Origin of the sequence: Sphingobium fontiphilum, from assembly GCF_014196635.1 — a bacterium.
Lineage (GTDB): Bacteria > Pseudomonadota > Alphaproteobacteria > Sphingomonadales > Sphingomonadaceae > Sphingobium > Sphingobium fontiphilum.
This window is the reverse complement of sequence record NZ_JACIEB010000003.1, coordinates 342,089-366,118: the sequence shown is the minus strand read 5'-3', so window position 1 is coordinate 366,118 and position 24,030 is coordinate 342,089. Positions and strand designations below refer to the sequence as shown.

Annotated in this window: 28 protein-coding genes and 1 pseudogene; 16 read left to right on the top strand and 13 right to left on the bottom strand. The window is 65.8% G+C overall.

The genetic code is table 11. From position 1 onward, the window contains the following. Positions 1–36: 36 nt before the first annotated feature. The 5 genes and pseudogenes from rpmH to yihA all read left to right on the top strand — a co-directional run bounded on the left by rpmH (position 37) and on the right by yihA (position 3,245). Positions 37–171 (top strand): 50S ribosomal protein L34, encoded by a 135-nt coding sequence (rpmH, locus tag GGR44_RS08940; protein WP_183955208.1) that lies wholly within the window; start codon positions 37–39, stop codon positions 169–171. 32 nt (positions 172–203) lie between these two features. Further along, positions 204–512: pseudogene (gene rnpA / locus GGR44_RS08935) on the top strand (ribonuclease P protein component); the annotation flags it as partial. Positions 513–526: 14 nt separating this feature from the next. Continuing rightward, on the top strand, positions 527–739 hold the full coding sequence (gene yidD, locus GGR44_RS08930; protein WP_183955207.1) for a membrane protein insertion efficiency factor YidD: 213 nt from the start codon (positions 527–529) through the stop codon (positions 737–739). 34 nt (positions 740–773) lie between these two features. Next, positions 774–2,462, top strand: a complete 1,689-nt coding sequence (gene yidC, locus GGR44_RS08925; protein WP_183955206.1) for a membrane protein insertase YidC — start codon at positions 774–776, stop codon at positions 2,460–2,462. Positions 2,463–2,603: 141 nt separating this feature from the next. Further along, a complete protein-coding gene (gene yihA, locus GGR44_RS08920; RefSeq protein WP_183955205.1) occupies positions 2,604–3,245 on the top strand; it encodes a ribosome biogenesis GTP-binding protein YihA/YsxC in 642 nt (213 codons plus the stop codon). Positions 3,246–3,255: 10 nt separating this feature from the next. Here yihA and GGR44_RS08915 read toward each other — a convergent pair whose 3' ends face one another. Next, a complete protein-coding gene (locus GGR44_RS08915) occupies positions 3,256–3,750 on the bottom strand; it encodes a flavin reductase family protein (RefSeq protein WP_183955204.1) in 495 nt (164 codons plus the stop codon). Between the two features lie 131 nt (positions 3,751–3,881). Here GGR44_RS08915 and GGR44_RS08910 point away from each other — a divergent pair, with 131 nt between their 5' ends. Together GGR44_RS08910 and rarD are read left to right on the top strand one after the other, a co-directional pair. Further along, a complete protein-coding gene (locus GGR44_RS08910) occupies positions 3,882–4,103 on the top strand; it encodes a hypothetical protein (protein WP_183955203.1) in 222 nt (73 codons plus the stop codon). Beyond that, positions 4,103–5,008: an EamA family transporter RarD gene (gene rarD, locus GGR44_RS08905; RefSeq protein WP_183955287.1), complete on the top strand. Its 906-nt coding sequence runs from the start codon at positions 4,103–4,105 to the stop codon at positions 5,006–5,008. Before GGR44_RS08910 ends, rarD begins: the two co-directional genes overlap by 1 nt. A gap of 15 nt (positions 5,009–5,023) precedes the next feature. Here the strand turns inward: rarD and GGR44_RS08900 are convergent, their stop codons facing one another. After that, on the bottom strand, positions 5,024–6,355 hold the full coding sequence (locus tag GGR44_RS08900) for a dihydroorotase (RefSeq protein ID WP_183955202.1): 1,332 nt from the start codon (positions 6,353–6,355) through the stop codon (positions 5,024–5,026). 48 nt (positions 6,356–6,403) lie between these two features. Here GGR44_RS08900 and ygfZ point away from each other — a divergent pair, with 48 nt between their 5' ends. From ygfZ to GGR44_RS08885, 3 genes are read left to right on the top strand one after another with little or no spacing between them, the layout of a single operon-like run. Continuing rightward, complete coding sequence (gene ygfZ / locus GGR44_RS08895) at positions 6,404–7,141, top strand: CAF17-like 4Fe-4S cluster assembly/insertion protein YgfZ (RefSeq protein WP_183955201.1); 738 nt, start codon at positions 6,404–6,406, stop codon at positions 7,139–7,141. Further along, positions 7,138–7,884, top strand: coding sequence for a glutaminyl-peptide cyclotransferase (locus GGR44_RS08890; RefSeq protein ID WP_183955200.1), 747 nt, complete (start codon positions 7,138–7,140; stop codon positions 7,882–7,884). The genes ygfZ and GGR44_RS08890 overlap by 4 nt, the downstream gene beginning before the upstream one ends. Positions 7,885–7,903: 19 nt before the next feature. After that, on the top strand, positions 7,904–8,524 hold the full coding sequence (locus tag GGR44_RS08885; RefSeq protein WP_183955199.1) for a YdeI/OmpD-associated family protein: 621 nt from the start codon (positions 7,904–7,906) through the stop codon (positions 8,522–8,524). On the opposite strand, the gene greB is transcribed toward GGR44_RS08885, so the two are convergent. Continuing rightward, positions 8,512–8,994, bottom strand: coding sequence for a transcription elongation factor GreB (gene greB / locus GGR44_RS08880; RefSeq protein WP_183955198.1), 483 nt, complete (start codon positions 8,992–8,994; stop codon positions 8,512–8,514). The two genes, GGR44_RS08885 and greB, sit on opposite strands and share 13 nt — an antisense overlap. A 30-nt stretch (positions 8,995–9,024) precedes the next feature. Then, entirely contained in the window at positions 9,025–9,567 is a 543-nt protein-coding gene (locus tag GGR44_RS08875; RefSeq protein WP_183955197.1) for a thiamine phosphate synthase, read from the bottom strand. Between the two features lie 23 nt (positions 9,568–9,590). Here GGR44_RS08875 and GGR44_RS08870 point away from each other — a divergent pair, with 23 nt between their 5' ends. Further along, a complete protein-coding gene (locus GGR44_RS08870; protein ID WP_183955196.1) occupies positions 9,591–10,265 on the top strand; it encodes a YggS family pyridoxal phosphate-dependent enzyme in 675 nt (224 codons plus the stop codon). Positions 10,266–10,419: 154 nt separating this feature from the next. Here the strand turns inward: GGR44_RS08870 and GGR44_RS08865 are convergent, their stop codons facing one another. The 5 genes from GGR44_RS08865 to GGR44_RS08845 all read right to left on the bottom strand — a co-directional run bounded on the left by GGR44_RS08865 (position 10,420) and on the right by GGR44_RS08845 (position 16,842). Further along, a complete protein-coding gene (locus GGR44_RS08865; protein ID WP_183955195.1) occupies positions 10,420–11,184 on the bottom strand; it encodes an SDR family oxidoreductase in 765 nt (254 codons plus the stop codon). Positions 11,185–11,257: 73 nt separating this feature from the next. Next, positions 11,258–12,775, bottom strand: a complete 1,518-nt coding sequence (locus tag GGR44_RS08860; protein ID WP_183955194.1) for a Ppx/GppA family phosphatase — start codon at positions 12,773–12,775, stop codon at positions 11,258–11,260. 5 nt (positions 12,776–12,780) lie between these two features. After that, a complete protein-coding gene (locus GGR44_RS08855) occupies positions 12,781–14,922 on the bottom strand; it encodes an RNA degradosome polyphosphate kinase (RefSeq protein WP_183955193.1) in 2,142 nt (713 codons plus the stop codon). A 19-nt stretch (positions 14,923–14,941) separates the two neighbouring features. Then, a complete protein-coding gene (locus tag GGR44_RS08850; protein ID WP_183955192.1) occupies positions 14,942–15,565 on the bottom strand; it encodes a P-loop NTPase family protein in 624 nt (207 codons plus the stop codon). After that, on the bottom strand, positions 15,562–16,842 hold the full coding sequence (locus tag GGR44_RS08845) for a heavy-metal-associated domain-containing protein (RefSeq protein WP_183955191.1): 1,281 nt from the start codon (positions 16,840–16,842) through the stop codon (positions 15,562–15,564). Before GGR44_RS08845 ends, GGR44_RS08850 begins: the two co-directional genes overlap by 4 nt. Before the next feature lie 90 nt (positions 16,843–16,932). Here GGR44_RS08845 and purM point away from each other — a divergent pair, with 90 nt between their 5' ends. Both purM and purN read left to right on the top strand, forming a co-directional pair. Further along, positions 16,933–18,027 (top strand): phosphoribosylformylglycinamidine cyclo-ligase, encoded by a 1,095-nt coding sequence (gene purM, locus GGR44_RS08840; protein ID WP_183955190.1) that lies wholly within the window; start codon positions 16,933–16,935, stop codon positions 18,025–18,027. A 23-nt stretch (positions 18,028–18,050) separates the two neighbouring features. Continuing rightward, on the top strand, positions 18,051–19,004 hold the full coding sequence (purN, locus tag GGR44_RS08835) for a phosphoribosylglycinamide formyltransferase (protein WP_183955189.1): 954 nt from the start codon (positions 18,051–18,053) through the stop codon (positions 19,002–19,004). A gap of 160 nt (positions 19,005–19,164) precedes the next feature. Here the strand turns inward: purN and GGR44_RS08830 are convergent. Further along, positions 19,165–19,946, bottom strand: a protein-coding gene (locus GGR44_RS08830; RefSeq protein WP_183955188.1) for an IS5 family transposase whose coding sequence is annotated in 2 segments (ribosomal slippage) — positions 19,165–19,622 and positions 19,622–19,946 — 783 coding nt in all. Because the reading frame shifts where the segments join, the coding sequence is not laid out codon by codon here. A gap of 89 nt (positions 19,947–20,035) precedes the next feature. On the opposite strand from GGR44_RS08830, the gene GGR44_RS08825 reads away from it, so the two are divergent. Next, entirely contained in the window at positions 20,036–20,371 is a 336-nt protein-coding gene (locus tag GGR44_RS08825) for a hypothetical protein (protein ID WP_183955187.1), read from the top strand. Here the strand turns inward: GGR44_RS08825 and GGR44_RS08820 are convergent. Both GGR44_RS08820 and dapE read right to left on the bottom strand, forming a co-directional pair. After that, on the bottom strand, positions 20,358–20,753 hold the full coding sequence (locus GGR44_RS08820; RefSeq protein WP_183955186.1) for a hypothetical protein: 396 nt from the start codon (positions 20,751–20,753) through the stop codon (positions 20,358–20,360). The genes GGR44_RS08825 and GGR44_RS08820 overlap by 14 nt on opposite strands. 55 nt (positions 20,754–20,808) lie before the next feature. Then, a complete protein-coding gene (dapE, locus tag GGR44_RS08815; protein WP_183955185.1) occupies positions 20,809–21,960 on the bottom strand; it encodes a succinyl-diaminopimelate desuccinylase in 1,152 nt (383 codons plus the stop codon). A gap of 52 nt (positions 21,961–22,012) precedes the next feature. Between dapE and GGR44_RS08810 the strand changes: the two genes are divergently transcribed. Together GGR44_RS08810 and GGR44_RS08805 are read left to right on the top strand one after the other, a co-directional pair. Then, a complete protein-coding gene (locus GGR44_RS08810; RefSeq protein WP_183955184.1) occupies positions 22,013–22,456 on the top strand; it encodes a cupin domain-containing protein in 444 nt (147 codons plus the stop codon). 82 nt (positions 22,457–22,538) lie between these two features. Next, positions 22,539–22,988, top strand: a complete 450-nt coding sequence (locus tag GGR44_RS08805; RefSeq protein WP_183955183.1) for a hypothetical protein — start codon at positions 22,539–22,541, stop codon at positions 22,986–22,988. Positions 22,989–23,100: 112 nt separating this feature from the next. Here the strand turns inward: GGR44_RS08805 and GGR44_RS17090 are convergent, their stop codons facing one another. Then, on the bottom strand, positions 23,101–23,916 hold the full coding sequence (locus tag GGR44_RS17090) for a cold-shock protein (protein WP_183955182.1): 816 nt from the start codon (positions 23,914–23,916) through the stop codon (positions 23,101–23,103). Positions 23,917–24,030 lie beyond the last annotated feature (114 nt).

Genomic DNA, 24,030 nt, shown 5'->3' with positions numbered 1-24,030 from the left:
CATGCCCGATTCGCGATTTTTATTGAGGATAGAACGATGAAGCGCACCTTTCAGCCGAGCAATCTGGTTCGGAAGCGCCGTCACGGTTTCCGCAGCCGCATGGCCACCCCCGGCGGCCGCAATGTGATTCGCGCCCGTCGCGCTCGCGGCCGCAAGAATCTCTGCGCCTGAACGAGGACGCAGTCGGCATGGCGCCGACGGTGATGCGACGGCGGGCCGATTTTCTGGCCGCCAATCGCGGGCACCGCGCGCCCATGCCCGGCTTTGTCCTGCTGGTCCGTGATCGGCAGGACGGCGACCCGGCGATGCGGTTCGGCATCACCGTGACCAAGAAGATTGGCGGCGCTGTCGTTCGTAACCGGATGAAGCGCCGTTTTCGCGTTCTGGCCCGCGAGTTGCTGCCGGTGCGCGGCCGCGCGGGCGCCGACCATGTGCTGATCGGCCGGGCCGACGGGGTGGAGCGCGACTTCGCCCTGCTGCGCGCCGAACTGGAAAAGGCGCTGGGCAAGGTGGCGAGGAAAGCGCCATGATCGCCCGGCTGCTGATGCTGGTCGCCCGCGCCTGGCAGATCGGCCCTTCGCGCATCCTGCCGCCCAGTTGCCGCTACGCCCCGTCCTGCTCGGAATACGCCATTCAGGCGCTCAAAAAATATGGCGCGCTCAAGGGTAGCTGGCTCGCCTTCAAACGGCTAATGCGATGCCACCCATGGGGCGGTTCGGGCTATGACCCGGTCCCCTGACCAAAACAGACAGACACGGCGGAGCCGACACAGCGTGGACGACAAGAAGAATATCGTGATGGCGGTCATCCTGACCGCGCTGATCATCTTTGGCTGGCAATATGTCGCCGACTATTTCTTCCCCCAGGCCAAGGCCCCCGCGCAGGCGACCGGCGCAGCCGCGCCCGCAACGACCAGCGCGCCAGCCGCCGAGGGCGCGGGCAAGGTGGTGCCGCTGTCCGCCGCGCTCGCCCAGGGTCAGCGCATCCCCATCCGCACGCCCAAATTGAGCGGTTCGATCAACCTGGTCGGCGCGCGCATCGACGACATCGTCCTGCCCACCTATCGCGAAACCATCGACAAGGGATCGCCCGCCGTCCGCCTGTTCAGCCCGCGCGGCACGCAACATGCCGAATATGCCGGTTTCGGCTGGCAGGGCGAAGGGCTGAAGCTGCCCGACGGCAACACCGTCTGGACCGCCGAGGGCAAGGAACTGACGCCTGCCACCCCGGTCACGCTGCGCTGGGACAATGGCGCGGGCCAGATCTTCGCCATCCGCCTGTCGGTCGACCGGAATTACATGATTTCGGCGCAACAGACGCTGTCCAATCGGGGCGCCGGGACGGTCGGGGTCAAGACCTACGGCTTTGTCAGCCGCACCGGCATTCCCAAGGAACCTGACACCTGGACCATCCATATCGGGCCGATGGGGGTGTTCAACGGCGCGGCCAATTATGATGTCAACTTCTCCGACCTGGACGAGGGCCCGTCGGCCCAGAGCTTCCAGTCCACGGGCGGCTGGCTGGGCTTTACCGACAAATATTGGCTATCCGCGCTGATCCCCGATCAGAAGGCGGCGATGACCGGCCAGTTCCGCAAGGGCGCGGGCAACCAGTATCAGGCCGATTTCAGCCTGCCTCCGGTCATGCTGGCCCCCGGCAAGGCGATCACGCAGACGTCGCGGCTCTTCGTCGGCGCGAAGGAAGTCAAGACGCTGGAAGCCTATCAGGACGCGGGCATTCCGCTGTTCGACCGGGCGATCGACTGGGGCTGGTTCTACTGGTTCGAAAAGCCGATTTTCGCCCTGCTCCACTGGCTGTTCGAACATATCGGCAATTTCGGCGTCGCCATCATCTGCCTGACGCTGGTCGTGCGCGGCCTGATGTTCCCGGTCGCCCAGCGCCAGTTCGCCAGCATGGCGGCGATGCGCGCGGTGCAGCCGAAGATGAAGGCGCTTCAGGAAAAGTACAAGGACGACAAGCCCAAGCTCCAGCAGGAGATGATGGAGCTGTACAAGAAGGAGAAGGTCAATCCGCTCGCCGGCTGCCTGCCCATCTTCATCCAGATCCCGATCTTCTTCGCGCTCTACAAGGTGCTGCAACTGACCATCGAAATGCGGCACCAGCCCTTCGTCCTGTGGATCAAGGATCTGTCCGCGCCCGATCCGGCGCATATCCTGAACCTCTTCGGCTATCTCGATTTCAACCCGCCCGCCTTCCTGGCGATCGGCGTTCTGGCGCTGTTGCTCGGCGTTTCCATGTATTTCCAGTTCAAGCTGAACCCCGCGCAGATGGACCCGATGCAGCAGCAGGTGTTCGCCATCATGCCCTGGCTGATGATGTTCATCATGGCGCCCTTCGCCGCGGGCCTGCTGGTCTACTGGATCACCAACAACTGCCTGTCGATGCTGCAGCAATGGTTCCTCTACACGCGCCATCCGCAACTGAACGCGGCGGCGAAGTGAAGCCGATCCTCCCCTGTAAGGGGAGGTGGATGGCCGCAGGCCAGACGGAGGGGCGCCGCCCTAACGATGGGGCGACACCCCTCCCCCATTTGCATGGCAAATGGTCCCCCTCCCCCGCCGGGGGAGGATGAAAGAGAGATTATGACCGACCAATCCGACCCCGACCTGATCGAGGAAGCGCGCAAGGTCTTTGCCGGGCCGATCGCGTTCCTCAAATCCGCGCCCAGCCTGCAATATCTGCCCGATGCTTCGGTTGAGGAAGTCGCCTTTGCCGGGCGGTCCAATGTCGGCAAATCATCGCTGCTGAACGCGCTGACCGGCCGTAATGGCCTTGCCCGCACGTCGAACACGCCCGGCCGCACGCAGGAACTCAACTTCTTCGATGTCGGCGCGCCGCTGCGTTTCCGCCTCGTCGACATGCCCGGCTATGGCTATGCCCGCGCGCCCAGGGACATGGTGAAGAAGTGGCGTTTCCTGGTGAACGACTATCTGCGCGGGCGCGCCAAGCTGAAGCGCGCGCTGGTGCTGATCGACAGCCGCCACGGCATCAAGGATGTGGACAAGGACATGCTGGACATGCTGGACGGCGCCGCCGTCAGCTATCGCATCGTCCTGACCAAGGCGGACAAGGTGAAGGCCAGCCATCTCGCCGCCGTCCTCGAGGAGACGGCCGAGGCGATCCGCAAGCGGCCCGCAGCCCACCCCGACATCATCGCCACATCGGCGGAAAAGGGCATGGGCCTGCCCGAACTGCGCGCGGCGGTGATCGAAAGCCTGAGCTGACGGACCGCGTTCAGGCGGTCAGCGCGGCAAAGGCGCCATAGGCGCCCTGGAAAAAGAGCAGCGGACTGCTCGGCCGGTCTACCTCCAGCGCGGCGACACGGCCCAGAACGATATAATGATCGCCGGCCTCGTGCACCGCTTCGAGGGTGCAGTCGATCCACGCGACGACATCGTCCAGAATCGGCGACCCGTTGACCGAGGCCCGGTGGCTGACCCCGGCATATTTGTCGCCGCCGCTGACGGCGAACTGGCGGCACAGATCGCGCTGGTCGCTGGCCAGGACATTGACGCAGAAACGGCCGGCCTGCTGGATTGGCGGCCAGCTTTTCGAGGATTTGTCAGGAAAGAAGGCCACCAGCGGCGGATCAAGCGATACCGAGGTGAAGGAACCCACCACCATGCCGATCGGCGCGCCGCTTTCGTCGACTGCGGTCACCACGCAGACGCCGGTTGGATAATGGCCCAGAACACGGCGAAAAGCGGCATTGTCAAAACTGGCGGTCATCATCTTTCCCTTGTTGTCACTGGCCCCGCATAGCCCAGAACATCGGTCACGCCAATAACCAGGATCGGCAGTGTCCGGTTGCGGCCATCTGGCCCTTGCGGCCTGCTTGCGCCATCGCCATCTGTCCAACCATGCTGAACTTTCTTTCCGCGCTGATCGGGCTGATCACCCTGATCCTGATGATTCCGGCGGTTTTTCCCCTGCTGGGCGCGCTCAACTGGATATTGGTGCCGATGGCGCTGTTTGGCGCGTTCATCGGCCTGATGTCGTCAAGGAAAGGCGGGCAGAATTTCTGCCTGATCGTCGCCGGATTTGGCGCCCTCCGCCTGTTTCTGGGCGGCGGCATCCTGTGATCGGCGCGGGGGAGCAGGACAATCGCGGGGGTCTGCCGGCGGCGGTCGCCGCCTATGGCTTGTGGGGCCTGCTGCCGATCTTTTTCAAATCGTTGCACCATGTCGGTCCGTTCGAACTGGTGGCGCAACGGGTCGTCTGGTCGCTGGCGCTGGTCGTCGGCTTGCTGGCCTTCCGCAGGGCGCTTGGCCCCCTGCGCGCGGCGATCGTCAATCCCCGCGTCCTCCTGCCGCTGACGGCGTCCGCGCTGTTCATCGGCGTCAACTGGACCACCTATGTCTGGGCGGTCAATGATGGCCATATCGTCGCCGCCAGTTTGGGCTATTTCCTTAACCCGCTGGTCAACGTCGCGCTGGGCGTGATGGTGCTGAAAGAACGGTTGCGGCCCGGACAGTCCGTGGCGATCGCGGTGGCGGCCGTCGGCGTCGCCATCATGGCGGCAACCGCGCTGACGACCCTGTGGATCAGCATCATGTTGGCCCTTTCCTTCGCCTTTTACGGTCTCGTCCGCAAGCTGACGCCGGTCGCGCCCATGGCCGGGCTGGGCGCGGAAACGCTCATTCTCATGCCGATGGCGCTCCTCTATCTGCTGTGGCTGGGCAGCCATGGCGGCATCGCCTTCGGCGCCGACGGCTTCACCACCGCCATGCTGATCGCGAGCGGGGCCATCACCACGGCGCCGCTTGTGCTGTTCGCCGTGGCGGCGCAGCGCTTGCCGATGGCGACGCTGGGCCTGATGCAATATATCGCGCCGACATTGCAATTTCTGTGCGGGGTGCTGCTCTATGGCGAAAAGTTGAGCCAGGGGCAGATAATCAGCTTTGGACTGATCTGGATCGGCCTCATCCTGTTCGCGCTCGACAGCTATGGCGGCGCGCGCCGCGCGCGGATGGCCGCCGCCACCTGATCGCCGACGGCCGGTTCAGGCGAACTCTGTCGCCTCGAACCGCACCGGCTCGCCCACGGCTTCATCGGCCAGGCTGTCTTCCCACATCACCCGGTTGCCGCGCACGATGGTGCCCACCGCCTTGCCGGTCAGCTCCATCCCCTCGAACGGCGACCAGTCGCAGCGTGAAGCCAGCCAGTCGCGCCCGACCGTCCACCGCTTCTTGAGGTCGACGACAGTGAAGTCGGCGTCATAACCAAGCGCGATCCGCCCCTTGCCCACCAGCCCGAAGACGCGCTGCGGCCCGGATGACGTCAGTTCAATGAAGCGGCGCAGCGACAGCCGCCCATGGGCGACATGGTTGAGCAGCAAGGGAACCAGCGTCTGCACGCCGGGCATCCCGCTGGGTGAGGCGGGATAGGGTTTCGCCTTCTCCTCCTTCGTATGCGGGGCATGGTCGCTGCCCAGCACGTCGGGCACGCCCTGATTGAGCCAGCGCCACAGCCCGTCGCGATGCGCGCCGGACCGGATCGGCGGGTTCATCTGGGCATAGCTGCCCAGGCGCGGATAGGCGTCCTCCGCCGCCAGCGTCAGATGCTGGGGGGTGACTTCGCAGGTGGCGATATCCTTGTGCCCGGCGATATATTCCAGCTCCGCCGGGGTGGTGACATGCAGGATGTGGATGCGCCGCCGCGCCGCGCGGGCCAGCGCGATGATCCGCCGGGTGGCCAGCATCGCGCTTTCATCGTCGCGCCAGACCGGATGGGACGACGGATCGCCCTCCACCCGATAATCCTTGCGCGCGTTCATCCGCGCCTCATCCTCGGCATGGATGGCGACACGGCGGGTGCCCGACGCCAGCACGCGGGCCAGCGCGCCGTCATCGTCGACCAGCAGGCTGCCGGTCGACGCGCCCATGAAAATCTTCACCCCCGCCGTGCCGGGAATCCGTTCCAGTTCGCGCAGATCCTCGGCATTGTCGGCGGTCGCCCCGACATAGAAGGCATGGTCGCACCACATGCGGTGATGGGCCCGGGCCAGTTTATCGGCGACGCGCTCGGCCGTGTCGGTGTTGGGATTGGTGTTGGGCATTTCGAACACGGCGGTCACCCCGCCCAGCACCGCCGCACGACTGCCCGATTCCAGATCCTCCTTATGCTCCAGCCCCGGTTCGCGGAAATGGACCTGGCTGTCGATGCAGCCGGGCAGCACGTCGAGCCCTGTGCAGTCGATCACCTCGCCCGCATCGCCCAGCGCCGCGCCGATGGCGACGATCCGCCCGCCGCGCACGCCGACATCGACCTGTTCCGCCCCGCCGGGGGTGTGGACAGTGCCGTTCTTCAGGATCAGGTCGAAATTCTCGGACATGGTGGCTCACCGCTTGGCTATGGTCGACGCCTGTCCTACCTAAAGCCGATGAGCAGCACCACCCTTCGCGACCGCGCGCTGATCCGTCTTTCGGGCGAAGAGGCCCGCCCCTTCCTGCAAGGGCTCATCACCCGCGACGTGCTCTCGCTTAAAGCAGGCGAGCCGCGCTGGGCCGGGCTGCTCACGCCGCAGGGCAAGGCGCTGTTCGATTTCATCCTGTGGGCGGATGGTAACGATCTGCTGATCGACTGCGAAGCGGCGCAGGCCGACGCGCTGGCGAAGCGGCTGACCCTCTATCGCCTGCGCCGCAAGGTGGCGATCGCGCGCGAGGAGGCGCTGGCCGTCCACTGGGCGCTTGACGCCATGGAGCATCCGGTCGACCCGCGCCTGCCGACGCTCGGCCATCGCTGGATCGCGCCCGCAGGCGAGGGCGACGCATCCGCCGCCTTTCGCGCCCGTCGGCTGGCGCTGGGCGTGTTCGAAGGGGTTGGCGAACTGGGGCAGGACGCCGTGCTGTGGCTGGAAACCAATGCCGGCGAACTGAACGGCGTCGATTATGACAAGGGCTGCTATGTCGGGCAGGAAAACACCGCCCGAATGCATTATCGCAACAAGGTCAGCCGTCGCCTGATCGCCGTGCCGCTGGCCCAGGCGGATGCCAAGCGCCAGCGCGCGGTGATCGACGACATGGCCCTGTCCATCGAACTGCGCCGGGTGGAGGACATCGACCCCGCGACCCTGCCCGGCTGGCTGGCCGATGCGCTGGCCAGCGAGGCCGCCGGGTGAGGCGGCTGATCGCGGCGCTGGCGGGCGTGCTCCTGCTGATCGCCCCGGCCAGCGCGCAAACGCCCTGGACGCTGGTGAAAAGCTACCCGCATGACCCGGAGGCCTTTACCGAGGGGCTCTTCTTCCATGACGGCGCGCTCTACGAAAGCACCGGGCTGGAGGGGCAATCGGAAATCCGCAAGGTGGCGCTCAAATCGGGCAAGATACTGCAACGGCGCGTGGTGAAGCCGCCCTATTTCGGCGAGGGCATCGTCCACTGGGATGACCGCATCATCAGCCTGACCTGGCGGCACCGGCAGGGCTTTATCTGGTCATTGAAGGATATGAGCCCGGTCGGCGATTTCCGCTATGAAGGCGAAGGATGGGGACTGACGCAGGACGGACGCAGCCTCATCATGTCGGATGGCACGGCGCAATTGCGCTTCATCGATCCTGAACCCCTCACCGAACAGCGGCGCATCACCGTCACCTGGAACGGGCGCACCGTCCCCCGGCTGAACGAGCTGGAATGGGTGAAGGGCGAGATCTGGGCCAATATCTGGTATGACACGCGCATCGCCCGGATCGATCCGGCCACCGGCGCGGTGATCGACTGGATCGAGCTCGCGCCGCTGCTGAAGGCGGCCGGGGTCAAGGCCGATGAAGCGGTCGCCAACGGCATCGCCTATGACGCGGCGAAGGATCGTGTGTTCGTGACCGGCAAAAACTGGCCCAGGTTGTTCGAGATCAAGGTCGAACGATAAAGCCGCAAGGGGAAGGACGATGGTGCAGGACGACCCGGTGACCGCCTATATCGACCGTCAGGCCGATTTTGCCCGACCCATTCTCCGGCATTTGCGCGCGCGCATCCATGCAGCATCGCCTGCCATAGGAGAGGCGATCAAATGGGGGATGCCCTTCTTCACCTATCGCGACCAGAATCTGTGCAACATGGCGGCGTTCAAGAGCCATGCGGCCTTCGGCTTCTGGCATGACAAGGTCGCGCGGGACGGTGATCGGGCCAGTGGCCGGGGCGACGCCATGGGCCAGTTCGGCCGGATTGCTAGCATCAGCGACCTGCCCGCCGACGACAGGCTGGCCGAACTGCTGACGCAGGCCATGGCGCTGATCGACGCGGGCGACCGACCACGGAGCGAACCGAAAGCGCCGCGCGAGCCCCTGCCCCTGCACCCCGATTTTGCCACCGCAATTCGGGCTGATCCGGCTGCGGCCAAGCATTGGGCCGACTTTCCGCCCGGCAAGGTGCGCGACTATTGTGAATGGATCAACGATGCGAAGCAGGATGCGACCCGCGCCCGCCGCATCGCGCAGGCTGTCGAGTGGATCGCGCAGGGCAAGGGCCGCAACTGGAAATATGAAAAGGGCGGCGATCAGTCGGGATAGCCGATCGCGATCACCTCATATTCCCTTTCCCCCGCGGGCAGCATCACCCGGCGCACATCGCCCACCGCCGCCCCGCGCAGCGCGCGGGCGATGGGCGTCGCCCAGCCGATCCGCCCGGCGGCGACATCGGTTTCGTCATTGCCCACGAGCGTCACGGTGCGATGATTGTCGTCCTCATCGGCGATGGTGACGGTCGCGCCGAAATAGACGCGGCTCTTGTCGGGCTGCTGACGCGGGTCGACGACCTTGGCGTCCTTCATCTTCTTCGAAAGGCGCTTCAATTGCCCGTCAATCTCGCGCATCCGCTTGCGGCCATAGAGATAGTCGCCATTTTCGCTGCGGTCGCCATTGCCCGCCGCCCAGCTCACCACCTCGACGATGCGCGGGCGCTCGACGCCCAGCAACTGGTCATATTCGGCGCGCAGCCGGGCGAAACCCTGGGGCGTGATATAGTTGGGATGGCTGGTCATGCGGCTCCCTCCATGCCGCAAAGCCGCCGGTCAGACCAGCCCGTCTATCGCCGCCCAGCCATGGGCGCCAAGGCCGTGCAGCCGGTGATCGCGCCGCACGCCGCCCAGCGCGATCACCGGCGCGCGGGCCATGCGGGCGAGCGCAGCGAAACGCACGCGTCCCAGCGCCGGTGCGCCGGGGTGCGAGCGGGTGGGAAAGAGCGGCGAGAGCAGGATGAGGTCGGCCGCGCCTGACGCCATTATTTCCCGCCGGTCATGCGCGGGGGCGCTGTGCAGCATTGGCCGGGCGGCGCGGCGATGGTCGCGCCCGTGCCAGCCATCCGCCCGCCAGGCCGCCGCCTGCCGAGCGCTCCCCGCCAGCATCAGCGCCAGCCGCCGCCGCCGGGCGATGGCGGCAAGCCGGTCGAACAGGGCGCGGCGCTCCTTCGGCGGCGTTGCATAATGGCGGAAAATCACGCCCGCCCGCCCGCGCGGCAATCGAGCGGCGGCCGCCAGCAGCGCGTCCGGCGCAATCCGTTCGTCGGTCATCAGCCATAGGGCAGGCAGTGGCTTGCGGGCGTTGCGGCGGATCATCCCTATCGCCTATAGCAGCCCCCATGACGACCGACAGCATCGAAGCCGCCGCCGCGCGCCTTTCCGACATTCGCGACAATATTGATCGCGCCGCCAGCCTGACCGGCCGCCGGGGCGCCGACATCAACCTGATCGCCATATCCAAGACGCATGAAGCCCCCGCCATCCAGCCGCTGATCGACGCGGGCCAGCGCGTTTTCGGGGAGAATCGCGTGCAGGAGGCGCAGGGCAAATGGCCCGCGCTGCGCGACGCGACGCCCGGCATCGTCCTGCATCTGGTCGGCCAGTTGCAATCGAACAAGGCGGACGACGCCGTCGCCCTGTTCGACGTCATCCATTCGCTCGACCGCCCGTCGCTGCTCACCGCCCTCGCCAAAGCGATGGACAAGGCGGACCGGCGCATCCCCTGCTTCATTCAGGTGAATATCGGCGCGGAGGCGCAAAAGGGCGGTTGCCCGATCGCCGACACGCCTGCGTTGATCGCGGCGGCGCGCGCGGCGGACGTGCCGGTCGCGGGCCTGATGTGCGTGCCCCCGGCGGATGTCGAACCCGCGCCCTATTTCGCCCTGCTCGCCAAGATAGCGCGCGAGGAGGGGCTGGACCGGCTCTCGATGGGCATGTCGGGCGATTATGAAACCGCGATCATGCTGGGCGCGACCGATATTCGCGTCGGCGCCGCCCTGTTCGGCGCGCGCTGATTCACGGCATCGTGCGGAAAAGCGGCAACCGGCTTTCCGCCGCAAGCGATGCGAAAAGAAAAAACCGGCGCACGCGACCTGCTGCCGATCAAATGCAGGGCGCGCTGAGGGCAGGGCCGATCAGCGCGCGCCGTCTGGCGATGGCGGTCCTCTCCTAATCCTCCCGCCCCACATCATGGTCGCGCGACATCATGTGCAGGCCGCAATCGACGGTCAGCTTCTGCCCGGTGACGGATGCGTTGCCCAGCAGGAAGGCGGCGGCGGCGGCGACATCTTCGGCGGCGGCGCGGCGGCCCATCGGCGTGCGGGCGCTCAACGTCTCGAATGTCGCGACCGGCTGGTCCGGCGCGGGCAATATATAGCCGGGCGCGACCGCGTTCACCCGGCCGCGTGGCGCGAAATCGCGGGCCAGCACCTCCGTCGCCCCGGCAAGCGCATATTTGGACAGGGTGTAGGACAGGAAATCACGATCCGGATTGGACAGTTTGAAATCGAGGATGTTGACGACGCTGGCTTCCGCATCGTCGGGCAACAGCCGCATCAGTTCCGCCGCCAGCAGCATCGGCGCCAGGCTGTTGACCGCCATATGGGTGGCGAAGCGATCGGCATTCAACGTCTTGCTGTCGTCCCAGGCGAAATGGGAGGCGCAGTTGACCAGGCCGGTGATCGCCCGTCCCATCGCCTGCGCCGCGTTGCCGACCAGCGCGCGCACGTCATCCGCATCGCCAAGGTCGGCGACGACGACGACGGCCTGCCGCCCCATCGCGCGAATCGCATCGCCTGTCTGTTCGGCGTCTACGCCAGGGTTGTGGACATGGATCGCCACGTCCCAGCCGTCGCGCGCGGCGGCCAGGGCGATCATCCGGCCCAGCCGTCGGGCGGCGCCCGTCACCAGCACTGCGCCCCGGCTATGCGGCATCTTTGCGCGTCTCCTTCATCCTGTCAGGGGCAGTGGGGCCTTTACGCCGTCAAGGCAAGGGGGGCTGCGCCCGTCAGGAGGCGACCGCATAAGCCGCGTCCATCGCCGTCGCGAGCTGGCGCAGCCGACGTTCCACCGCTTCGCCGAAAATATCGGCCTGATCGGCCGGCAAGCGCAGCGTCAGCATGTCGCCGTCCCTGTCGATATGGCTGGCGACGAGCGGCCCCTCGACCCCGCCGGACAGCCTTTGCCCCAGGCGGATGGCCAGCCCCCACAGCATCGCCCGCCGCAGCGCCTCCGGCGGGGCAAGGCGGCCGAGCGGTTCGGGCGTCGTCGCGCCGCCGCCGAAATTGCTGTGCAGCGCCTGCGCCAGCATCGCGCGTTCGGGCGCGGTGATGCCCACCCAGTTGCTGTGCAGGGCGATCTCGACCCCGCGCTCGGACCGGAAATCGGGGTTGGCGCGCCAGCCGACATCGGCCAGCAGGCAGGCGGCCCGGCGAATCCGCCGCCAGTCTTCGCCATCCTCGCGGAACAGCGGGTCGATCCACCGGTCGATCAGGTCGCCATGATCGGGAAAACGGGATTGCGCCTCCCCCTCGGCCTCCGCCGCGATCAGCAGCGGGTCGGCGGCGCGCTGCGCCGGGGAGAGGCTCTCGAACAACAGCCCTTCGCGCAGGCCATAGGCTGAAACGACCATGCGCGCGCTTTTCAACTGGCGCACGACGATGGCGAGCAGGGCGGCGGCGTCGGGCAGGGTGGGAATGCGCGATCCGGTCATCGCGGGCACATCTTTCAACCGGGTGCGCCCGGCCTGCGTCACGATGGTCGCCAGTTGCCGCGCGCGGGTGGCGGGCATTTCATATTGGTGGACGACCGGCAGGGGAAAGCGGGTCAATTGCATGTCGAACCGGGCGAGCGCGCGCCACGATCCGCCCACCAGATAAAAGGGCAGGCCGGGCGAATCGGGCCATTGCGCCCGGGCCAGCATCCTCTTCACCTGCTGGTCCAGCGCGTTTCCGCCCTTGGCGCGAATGGCGGGCAGGCGCAGCACGCCCAGCGGCAGGGATATGGTTTCATGCACCGCGCCATCGCGGATCCGCGCCAGTTCCAGACTGCCGCCGCCCAGATCGCCGACAATGCCGTCAGCGCCGGGAATGCCCGACAACACGCCATGGGCTGCGGCGGTCGCTTCCTGCGCGCCGCTCAGCAATTCGACCGACAGCCCCAGTTCCGCGGCCCGGGCGATGAAATCCGGGCCGTTGGCGGCGTCGCGCACGGCCGCCGTCGCCACGCAGCGCACATCCTCCACCCGCATCGCTTCGCACAGCCGGGCAAAGCGCGCCAGCGCCGCCAGCCCGCGATCCATGGCGTCGGGGTCGATCCGGCCGGTCTGGCCCAGCGCGGCGCCCAGCCCCGCCATCACCTTTTCATTGAACAGGATGAAGGGGATGCGGCGCGGCCCGTCATAAACGACCAGGCGCACGCTGTTCGATCCGATGTCGATGATCGCGCGCCGCGCCCTTGTCCGCGCCACGGGCATTTTGTTCCGGTCATTGTCGATCGCGCGCAGGCGGCTGAGCATCGGGGCCATGATCGTCAGACGCGCGGGGCGAGGCTGAGTTGCGGGATCGGCGCATTGTCCAGCGCCGCGCCGCGCCCGGACAGCGACGGGTTGGTCATGAAATAACGGTGCAGGTTGAACGGACGGTCGCCGCCGGCGGCCAGCCGCCGATATTGGCCATCGCCCTGCAATTCCCAGCTTTGTTCATTATCCATCAGATTGGCGACCATCACCTGATCGACGATCTGGTCATGGACGGTCGGGTTTTCGACCGGCAGCAGAAATTCGACCCGCCGGTCGAAATTGCGCTGCATCCAGTCGGCCGAACTGATGAACACATGGGCGCCGTTGTTGGGCAGCGGCTTGCCATTGCCGAACACGGCGATGCGGCTGTGCTCCAGAAAGCGGCCGACGATCGATTTCACCCGGATATTGGCCGACATGCCCGCTATGCCGGGGCGCAGGCAGCATATGCCGCGCACGATCAGGTCGATGTCGACGCCCGCATTGCTGGCGGCATAGAGTTTTTCGATGATCGCGGGATCGACCAGCGAATTCATCTTGGCCCAGATGGTGGCCGGGCGGCCGGCGCGCGCATGGGCGATTTCCGCATCGATGAGGTCGCACAGCCGGTTGCGCAGGTCGCGCGGCGAAATCACCAGCCGTTCCAGCGACTGGGGTTCGACATAGCCGGTGATATAGTTGAACAGCGCGGCGGCATCGCGGCAATAATGCGGATCGGCGGTAAAGAAGCTGAGGTCGGTGTAGATCCGCGCCGTGACCGGGTGATAATTGCCCGTGCCGAAATGGCAGTAGGTGCGGAACTGGTCGGCCTCGCGCCGGACGACCATCGACACCTTGGCATGGGTTTTCCAGTCGACAAAGCCATAGACGACCTGCACGCCCGCCCGTTCCAGTTGCGCGGCCCACAGCAGATTCTGTTCCTCGTCGAACCGCGCCTTCAATTCGACGACTGCAGTCACCGACTTGCCCGCCTCCGCCGCGTCGATCAGTGCGCGGATGATCGCCGACTGCTTGCCCGCGCGATACAGCGTCTGCTTGATCGCCACCACATCGGGGTCGCTGGCCGCCTGTTTCAGGAAGGCGATGACGACGTCGAAACTTTCATAGGGGTGATGGACGACGATGTCCTTGGCCCGGATCGCGGCGAAACAGTCGCCGCCATATTCGCGGATGCGTTCGGGAAAGCGGGGGGCATAGGGTTCGAATTTCAGGTCCGGCCGGTCCTCGTCGACGATGCCGGCCAGGTCGCCGATGCCGACGAAGCCCTCCACTTCGGCGACGATGGCTTCATGGCCGTGGAGCATGTCCTGCAACATTTCCTCGACCGGCTCGGGAATGCGCTCCTCGATCTCCATGCGGATCACGCGGCCGCGCCGCCGCCGCTTGATGGCGCTGCGGAAATAGCGGACCAGGTCTTCGGCCTCTTCCTCGATTTCGATGTCGCTGTCGCGGATGATGCGGAACACGCCGCTGTTGCGCACGCGATATCCGGGGAACAGGTCGGCCGAATAGCGGCGGATCACCGCCTCCAGCGCCATGTAGCGCACGGGTTCGCCCGCGATCCGCACGAAACGCGCCAGCGACGAAGGGATCATCACCAACTCGCGGATCGGCGTCCGGTCCGACAGCCGCTCCAGATCGAAGACGATGGACAGACCCTGATTGGGGATGAAGGGAAAGGGGTGCGCCGGGTCCAGCGCCTGGGGGGTGAGGATCGGGAAAATCTGGTGCAGGAAATGATCGCGCAGCCAGGCTTCGCTGTCGGCGTCCATCGGCGCCTGCGGCCCGACGACCTCGATCCCCGCATCATGCAGTTCGCCGCGCAACAGGCCCCAGACCTTCTGCTGCGCCTGCATCAGCCGCGCCGATTCGTCGCTGATCGCGGCGAGCTGCTGCCCCGGCGTCAGCCCGTCGACCGAACAATGATCGACATTCTGCAATTGCTGCCCCTTCAGACCCGCGACGCGGACGGAAAAAAACTCGTCCAGATTGGCGCCCGATATGGACAGGAAGCGCAGCCGCTCCAGCAGCGGATGGGCGCGGTTCATCGCCTCCTCCAGCACGCGCTGGTTGAAACCCAGCCACGACAGTTCGCGGTTGAAATAACGGTCGGCCGGGGTCGTCAGGCTGTCGGTGGGATCGGCTTCGGCCAAGGGCAGATACTCGCGCAGTTCAGTCGGAACGATCTTTGCCCTCTATAGGCAGAATTCCCGCCTTTTGCAGGGCTTCTTTCGCCAGTGCGGCGGAAATCTTGCGACCTGATGACAACGCATCGGCGTTGAGCGCGTCGATGACGGCGGCGATGGTGCGATAATCGCGCTCCACCCGATGGCCGACCCATGCCGGCACGTCGGCGGCGAAGGGCGCGCCCGCCGTCATCAGCCCCCGTTCTATGAGCGCGATGGCCAGCGCCTCGTCGGGCTGCGCGATGGCGACATGGGGGGCCGCGCCGATGCGCGATCGCAGGTCGGGCAGGGCGATGGCCCAAGAAGCGGGCGGGGTATCGGCGATCAGCAACAGCGGGCGGCGATCGTCCTGCGCCCGGTTCCAGGCGTGGAACAGCGCCTCTTCATCCCCCGGCCAGGCATCGTCGATCACCTGCGCGCCCGCCTGCTGCGCGAAATGGCGGCCCAGCGTCGACCGGCCGGACAAAGCGGGGCCGGTCAATATGCTGGTCATCACCGGCCAATCGCGCCAGTTTTCCAGATGGCGCACCGCCATCGCATTGGCGTCGCTGGTCAGGAAATCGGCGCCGTCCCGGCCCGGCCAGTCCAGCGGCAGGCCGAACTGGATCATGGCGCCGATCCCGCGCCCCGCCGGGTGATCCGCAATGTGTTGCCCGACACCACCACCGCATAGCCGCGCGCCTGCAAGCCCGTGCGCAACAGGTCGACATTGCCCTCGAAACTCACCTGCATCACCGATGTGCCGCCCAGCGCCAGGCTGCTGGTGCTGGCGGAACGGATGCCGGGGATGGAGCGCACGATCGATTCGGCCTGTCCCACCGACCCGACATCGGGCGTGTCATATTGCAGCGTGTAACCGGTCGCGCCGGTCGCCGCCGCGCCGGGCGTCTCGATGGTCTCGACCGGCAGGTCGGACGCATTCTCGATGGCCAGCGCGTCGGGATCGACCGGCTCCTCGATGATCAGCGACGGGTCGGGCCGCAGGCGGCCGTCGTTGAGCGCCGCGACATAAAGGGCGTCGATCCGCTTCAGCGCCTCGTCCATCATCGCCGGGATCGCGCTTTCGCCGCCCGCGCGCAGCCTGAACGATCCGATCAGCATATTGTCGGGGCCATAACGCGCGGTGAAGCTGCCCAGCACCGGCCCGCCGGGCCATTGCCGTTCGATCCGGGCGATGGGCATGACGACATCGGCCGCGCCATATTGGTCGAGCAGCACCCGCCACCAAAGCCGCCCGCGCCGCCCGGTCTGCCCCGCGTTCAGCAGGATCGGGTCGGCGATGGAGCCGGCGACGCGGACATAATCAATGGCGCTTTCGCCGGTGCGATACCGCGCCCAGGCCTTTTGCCATTCATTGGTCCGTTCATAGGACACCGCCGATCCGCCGTCCCACAGGACGGGGATGACCAGCAAGGGCGGCGATCGCATGACATGGCCCGAAACGCCCAGCAGGCCGCCGGTGCGCGCGCGGTCGAACAATATGCCCAGCGTCGCGACATAGCGGGTCGGGCCGACCTGCTCATATTCGATCTCGACCCCCGAAACCATCGCCTGCAACTGCGAATCGGACAGGCCCGGCGCGCCCTGCGACCCGCCATGGGTGCGCGCCCACAGCATCCGCCACGCCTTGCGCTGGGCGATGCGCCAGCCCGCTTCCCGCGCGCTGTCGGCATCCTTGGCCAGCACGTCGACCCTGATCCCGTTCACTTCGAAATCGCCGCCGCTGGCGATGGGCGGCACGCCGCGTTCGCCCTCCATCTGCGCCAGCAGCCCGGCGGCGGCCACGCCCAGCAGCACCGCCAGCGCGATCTGCGCCGGGCGGGACAGCCATGGCCGGAGGCCGCTGGCGAGGGAGGGGAGGCGCGAAAAGAAAGCGGTCGGGTTCACGCGCGCCCTTTTGGCGGGATTTGCGCGATATGCCAAGCGGCAACGATTGGGCGTTCCCCTTTTCGCCGCATTGCTCTAGGCGCTGGTGGGATGAGCGAGACCGAATCCTACAGCTACGCCAAGGCTGGCGTCGACATCGCGGCCGGCAACGCGCTGGTGCGCGCCATCGCCCCGCTGGCCAAGGCCACCCGCCGCCCCGGCGCTGACGCCGAACTGGGCGGCTTTGGCGGCTTTTTCGACCTCAAGGCCGCGGGCTATGACGATCCTTTGCTGGTCGCCGCCAATGACGGCGTGGGCACCAAGCTCAAGCTCGCCATCGACCATGACCGCCATGATGGCGTGGGTATCGACCTCGTCGCCATGTGCGTCAACGACCTGATCGTGCAGGGCGCGGAACCGCTGTTTTTCCTCGACTATTACGCCACCGGCAAGCTGGAAAACGGCGTCGCCCAGCGGGTGATCGCGGGCATTGCCGAAGGCTGCCGCATCGCCGGTTGCGCGCTGATCGGCGGCGAAACCGCCGAAATGCCGGGCATGTATGCCGCTGGCGACTATGACCTTGCCGGTTTCTGCGTCGGCGCGGTGGAGCGCAGCCGCGCGCTGACCGGCAACCGGGTGAAGCCGGGCGACGTGCTGCTCGGCCTTGCCTCCTCGGGCGTTCATTCCAACGGCTATTCGCTGGTCCGGCGGCTGGCGGCGGACAAGGGGTGGAAGCTCGACCGCCCGGCGCTGTTCGATCAGGATATGTTGCTGATCGACGCGCTGATGGCGCCGACGCGCATCTATGTGAAGCCGCTCCTGCCGCTGGTGCGCGCGGGCATGATCCATGCGCTGGCGCACATCACCGGTGGCGGCCTGCTGGAAAACATCCCCCGCGTGCTGCCCGACGGCGCCCATGCCGTGGTCGACGCCGACGCCTGGGAACAGCCGCGCCTGATGGCCTTCCTTCAGGCGCAGGGGCATATCGAGCCGCAGGAAATGGCGCGCACCTTCAATTGCGGCGTCGGCATGGTGCTGGCGGTGGACGAAAGCCATGTCGCGGGCGTCACCACCGCGCTGGAGGCGGCGGGCGAAGCGGTCTATCGCATCGGCGCGGTCGAAGCGGGCGACAAGGGCTGCACCGTCAGGGGCGGCGCGGAAACATGGAGCGCGAAAGCCGCCTGGACGGCGACGCATCTGGGCTGAACGCGGGCAGGGGAAGCGGTGCCATGACCAAGGCCAAAGTCGGCGTCCTGATTTCCGGTCGTGGGTCGAACATGGCGGCCTTGCTCTATGCGGCGAAGGCGGATGACTGTCCCTATGAAATCGTGCTGGTCGCCGCCAACGATCCGCAAGCGCCCGGCCTGACGCTGGCGGCGGCGGAGGGCGTCGCCACCTTCGGCCTGTCGCACAAGGGGATGAAGCGCGCCGCATTCGACGCCATCATCGACGGGGAGCTCCGCCGCGCGGGCGTGCAGTTCGTCGCGCTCGCGGGCTATATGCGCCTGCTGTCCCCCGAATTCGTCACGGCATGGGAAGGGCGGATGCTCAACATCCACCCCAGCCTGCTGCCCAAATATAAGGGCCTCGACACGCATCAACGCGCCATCGACGCGGGCGACAGCCATGGCGGCTGTTCGGTCCATATCGTGACGGCGGAACTGGATGACGGGCCAGTGCTCGGCCAGACGCCGGTGGCCATATTGCCCGGCGACACCCCCGACACGCTGGCCGCGCGCACGCTGATCGCGGAGCATCAGCTTTATTCGCGGGTGCTCGCCGATTATGTGATGCGCGAGCGGTCGCCCGAATGGCTGCTCGGCCGGGTGCGCGCCATCGCCATGGCCCAGCCGGAGGCGGACGAGATCACATCCCACGGCATGCCCTGTTTCGGCATCGTGAAGGGCAAGAAATTCGCCTATTTCACCAACGATCATCATGGCGACGGCGTCATCGCCCTGATCGTCAAGACCAGCGCGCCCGAAGAACAGGCGATGCTGATAGAGGCCGATCCCGACCTTTATTTCCGCCCCGCCTATTTTGGCCCGGCGGGCTGGGTCGGCATCCGGCTGGATGGCGGCGCGGTCGACTGGGAGATGGTCGAGGCGCGCATCGCCCGCAGCTGGCGCACCGTCGCGCCAAAGAAGCTCACCGCCCTGATGGACGCCGCCGACGAATTTTGAGGGGCGCTCGTCAGCGGTTCGGGAACAAGTCACTCGTCCGACGAGGGCCAACTGATCCAGATGCCGAGGGCGAACCAGACCGACCAGGCGATCCAGTAGAGGTGATAAGGATAAAGCGCGACCGGGTAATGTGTCTGATGAAAACCCACCCAAAGAATGCCTAGGCGGTGTGGACAAATTTGAGCCAGTATCTGGCGGTGGCAAGATGGACCATTCCAAGGAAGCTATTGGCCAGTTGGTCGTATCTGGTGGCGATGGCGCGGTTGACCTTGAGATGGCCGAACATGCGCTCGATGCGGTTGCGCTGCTTATAGAGCGTCCGGTTATGCTCGATCTTTACGCGACGGTTTGATCGGCCGGGAATGACGGCCTCGATCCTCGGTTCGGCAAGGTCAGCGCGGATTGCGTCGGCATCGTAGCCCTTGTCGGCGAGCAGAGCGCCAGGGGCGCGCTCGGGCAGGCTGATCAGGGCGTCATAGGCTTTGCAGTCTGCCGCCTCGCCGCCTGTCAGGTGGAAGGCCATCGGTCGCCCGAGGGCATCAGCCAGGCAGTGAAGCTTACTGGTGAACCCGCCCCGCGAGCGGCCAAGAGCGCGTCGATGAGCCCCCCTTTTCCGCCCGCTGCCGAGACGTGGGCGCGGACTGTGGTGCTGTCGATGCTGTAGTGGCCGGTATCCGCCATGATCTCGGCCAACGTCACCGCCACGATCTCCCAGACCCCGGCTTCGCTCCATCGTCGGAAGCGACGATAGATGGTGTTCCAACTGCCATATTTGGGCGGCACGTCGCGCCAAGGAGCACCGCACCGAAGGCGCCAGAGGATGCCGTTGATGATCGAACGGTTCTGTTCAGGCGGTCTGCCTCGACCACGGTTTCCAGGCTCGATTGGCAACAAGCCTTTCAAAATCCGCCATTCTGCTTCGGTCAGATCGCCTCTGCTCAAGCCAGCCTCCAAAAAGCAGTCTTGAATCAATCCAATGAGCGCTCGTCAACCGCCATTGCCGCCCTCAGGCGCTCCGCGTAAAAGCCAGTATGCCATTCGACTTCTGCACAATCTCAACTGGCTTATGGGCTGCGATTGGGCTGGCTTCCATCACCGCTGGGGCTTTCATTGGCTTCACCCTGGCAACCGTGTTCTCAAAATCCAGCTTCGGATTGTCGGTGACTTCGGGCCAAAATCTGGCGGGAGGATGCTTACTGCCGATCGCCTTCGGGCTGATCGCAGGCTTCAGCGTCAGTCACTTGCTTCCCAACGACCCTTGCGATGGCGCGTTCACGCCCGATGCGGGCTTCGTGCCGCCATACGTGTTCATATCGGTCGCCGGCGCAGCGATCGCGCTATTCTGGCTCAAAATCAGGCGACGATAGCTCCAGGTAATTTGTCCACGCCGCCTAGCGCCGCCGCGAGCTGGATTGAGGGATAATATCCGGCGCCGCCTGCGCGACCGGCCAGTCGCCAGCCTCTTCCCCTATGGTCCTCAGGCGGTGCATATAATGAAAATGCAAATCTTGCGAAGAGATAGGCGAGGGCAATCGTCAGGATAAAAGCCACAATCTCCAATATGGGCAGGTGGTCGGAGAAGCAGGGATCCCGGCCAGCCAAGGGCGGCTTCAGCCTACAATGATAGAAAAATATATCGGCGTGGCCTTGAGACTCCACGATAGGGTAAGCGAGCCACAGCAACAGGCCGATCCATGCGCCAACCAAACGAAAGCGGCTGTTTGTTAAACTATGATGGCCCTTGTCCATGGATGCCAGAGTAGAGCAAACGTCACGTCCGCGCCATCAATGGTGGCGATAAACCTTATCGCTCTTGGCCGCCCAGCGCCTGCCGCACGATCAGCCCGTAAATCGCTTTCAGCGCATGTAAGTCGGGGATGGCGACGGCCTCGTCCAGCTTGTGCATGGTGGCGTTGCACAGGCCGAACTCCACCACCGGGCACAGCTTCGCCAGGAAACGCGCATCGGACGTGCCGCCGCTGGTCGACAATTCGGGCGTGATGCCGGTCACCTGCGCGATGGCGCCGGAAATCATCGTCGAAAAATCGCCCGGCGGGGTCAGGAACGGCTCGCCGCTGATCTTCGCTTCCACCGCGCCGCCTTCGCGCGCGGCGATGGCGCTGATCCGCTCGATCAGCGACGCGCCGCTGTGCCGGTCGTTGAAGCGGATGGAAATGCGCGCGGTCGCCGCCGCCGGAATCACATTATGCGCGACATTGCCGACCTCCAGATCGGTAATCTCGATATTGCTGGGCTGGAACCAGTCGGTCCCTTCGTCCAGCACCTCCGCCTCGATCGCGGTCAGGATGCGGACAAGGCGGGGAATCGGATTGTCGGCCAGATGGGGGTAGGCGACATGCCCCTGCGTCCCCGCCACGCTGATCCACATGTTCACAGATCCGCGACGGCCGATCTTCACCATGTCGCCCAAGCGGTTGACCGACGTCGGCTCGCCCACCAGGCACAGGTCCGGCCAGAGTTCGCGCGCCTCCATCCGCTCCATCAGGGCGAGCGTGCCGTGGACGGCGGGGCCTTCCTCGTCGCCGGTGATGATCAGGCTGATCGTGCCGGGCAGGGCGTCGGGCAGGTCGGCCAGCGCCGCGACAAAGGCGGCGATGGAGCCCTTCATGTCCACCGCGCCGCGCCCGTAAAGCAGTTCGCCCCGAATCTCCGGCGCGAACGGATCGCTGGTCCATCCGCCGCCGGGCGGCACCACGTCCAGATGCCCGGCAAAGGCGAAATGCCGCCCTGGCCCGGTGGTGCGATGGGCCAGCAGATTTTCGACCGGGCCGTCGGGCGCCTCGCCGCTGACGAAGCGGTCGACGGTGAAGCCGAGCGGCGTCAGCATCGCCTCCAGCGCCGCAAAGATTTCACCGCGCGCGGGGGTGACGGACGGGCAGGCGATCAGTCGCGTGGCAAGGGCCACCGGATCGGAAATGGTGCTGGCGCTGGTCATGCCAAGGGCGTTAGCGAAAGCAGACCCGCTTTGCCAGCATCAGGAGCGCCCCATGCCCATCATCGCCGTCGACGCCATCGAACAGGTCAATCGCACCGGCTATCCCGCGCCCCATGACGCGGCGGTGGCGGGGCGCTGGTATCGCCGCCTCGGCGAGGCGTTCGGTCTGCGCGATTTCGGCGTCAGCCATGTCGTGCTGCGCCCCGGCGCGGCGTCGTCCCATCGCCACTGGCATGAGGAAGAGGACGAGTTTGTCGTCATTCTGTCGGGCGAGGCAGTGCTGGTCGACGACGATGGCCGCCACCCGATGCGCGCGGGCGCCATGGCCGCTTTCCCCAAGGGGCAGGCCAATGGCCATCATCTGGTCAATGAAAGCGGTCAGGATTGCGCCTTCCTCGCCTTCGGCCGCCCACCGGCCGGGCCATGCCATTATTCGGACATCGACATGATGTGGGACGGCGCGGCCTATCGCCGGAAGGATGGCGGCGGGTTTTGATGATCGGCGGTATAGAGCAAGGTGACATCAGCACAATTGCTCCCGAGCTTTGCGCAGATATAACCACCGGATGATTCGATCCTTGTCTCTTCTGCTGGCGGCTTCGCTTGTGAGTTGCGCGGATGCTTCTATCAGCCGCAGGGAAGTGATTGCACGGCAAATCGAGAAAGTCGTTGTGCTCCCTGAAGGCGCCGGACGCTTGGAAGAATATGGTCGGAACTATGCTTTTGCGTCCGATAAACAGGTGCTTGCCGTTTATCTAATGCCTCTCCCTTCCAGCGCGGACGATGATGGCTGTGAGATCATGCTTGACAATCTGTCCTCGCGTCCTTGTTCGGAGAGCGAAATTTCTGACATTTCGGGAATTGAAGGAGCAGCCTCCTCGGCATTGGCGAGAGCTGGCGAGGTTCGATGGTTTAAAGCGGAAGGCGAGCTGCCCTTCATTCTGGATGGCGGCTGCACTCAAGTTACGCTGAGATATGATCTGGTGGCGCAGCGGGTCACCACCATTTATTGCAATGGCGACGCATAGGTCTTCAGGGTCTTCGGCAATTTCTGCAGGATGGAATGTCCTCACACACCAAAAAAAGGGCCGCCCCGGAAGGAGCGGCCCTTTCTGTTCGGTCCGATCAGGAACGAAGGGGTCAGTCGGCCTTCGACTGGAGGTTGACGGCGGCATATTTGCCGCGACGGTCGACTTCCAGTTCGAAATCCAGACGGTCGCCTTCATTGAGGGCGGCCATGCCGGCGCGTTCGACGGCGCTGATGTGGACGAAGGCGTCCGGCTGGCCGTCGTCGCGCTGAATGAAGCCAAAGCCCTTCATCGCGTTGAAGAACTTGACGGTGCCGCTGGCGCGCTCGCCGGTCAGCTGGCGCTGCGGGGTGCGTTCGCGGTCGCCGCCGCCAAAGCCGCCGGCGCGCGGTTCGCGCGGGGGCGCGCGATCGGTGACAGGCAGGGGTTCGCCCTCGATCTTCAGGTCGGTGGCCGAAATCTTGCCGCCGCGATCGACCAGCGTGAAGCCGAGCTGCTGGCCTTCGGCCAGACCGGTCAGGCCGGCCTGCTCCACCGCGCTGATGTGCACAAACACGTCTTCGCCGCCATCGTCACGAACGATGAAGCCGAAGCCCTTTTGTCCGTTGAAGAATTTGACGACGCCGGTGCCTTCGCCAACGACCTGGGCGGGCATGCCGCGACCGCCGCCGCCACCACCGCCGCCGAAGCCGCGGCCACCACCGCCGCCGCCGAAGCCGCCACGGTCGCCGCCGCCAAAGCCGCCGCGATCACCGCCGCCGAAGCCGCCACGGCCGCCGCCGCCGCCAAAGCGATCACCACCGCCGAAACCGCCACGATCGCCGCCGCCGAAACCGCCGAAATCGCGGGGCGCCTCAAAAAAACCGTCTTCGCCGAAACCGTCCCGCTTGTCCTTGCCGCGCCCGCGACGCCCTCTGTCAAAACTCATGCCCTGTTAGTCACTTTCGCTTCGCCCCAATAAAAACCGGACAAACATGTCGGGCGAATGACATGCAGGGCCCACCGCCAGAGCGCGGTTTGAGAATCACTATATCAGTTTTTC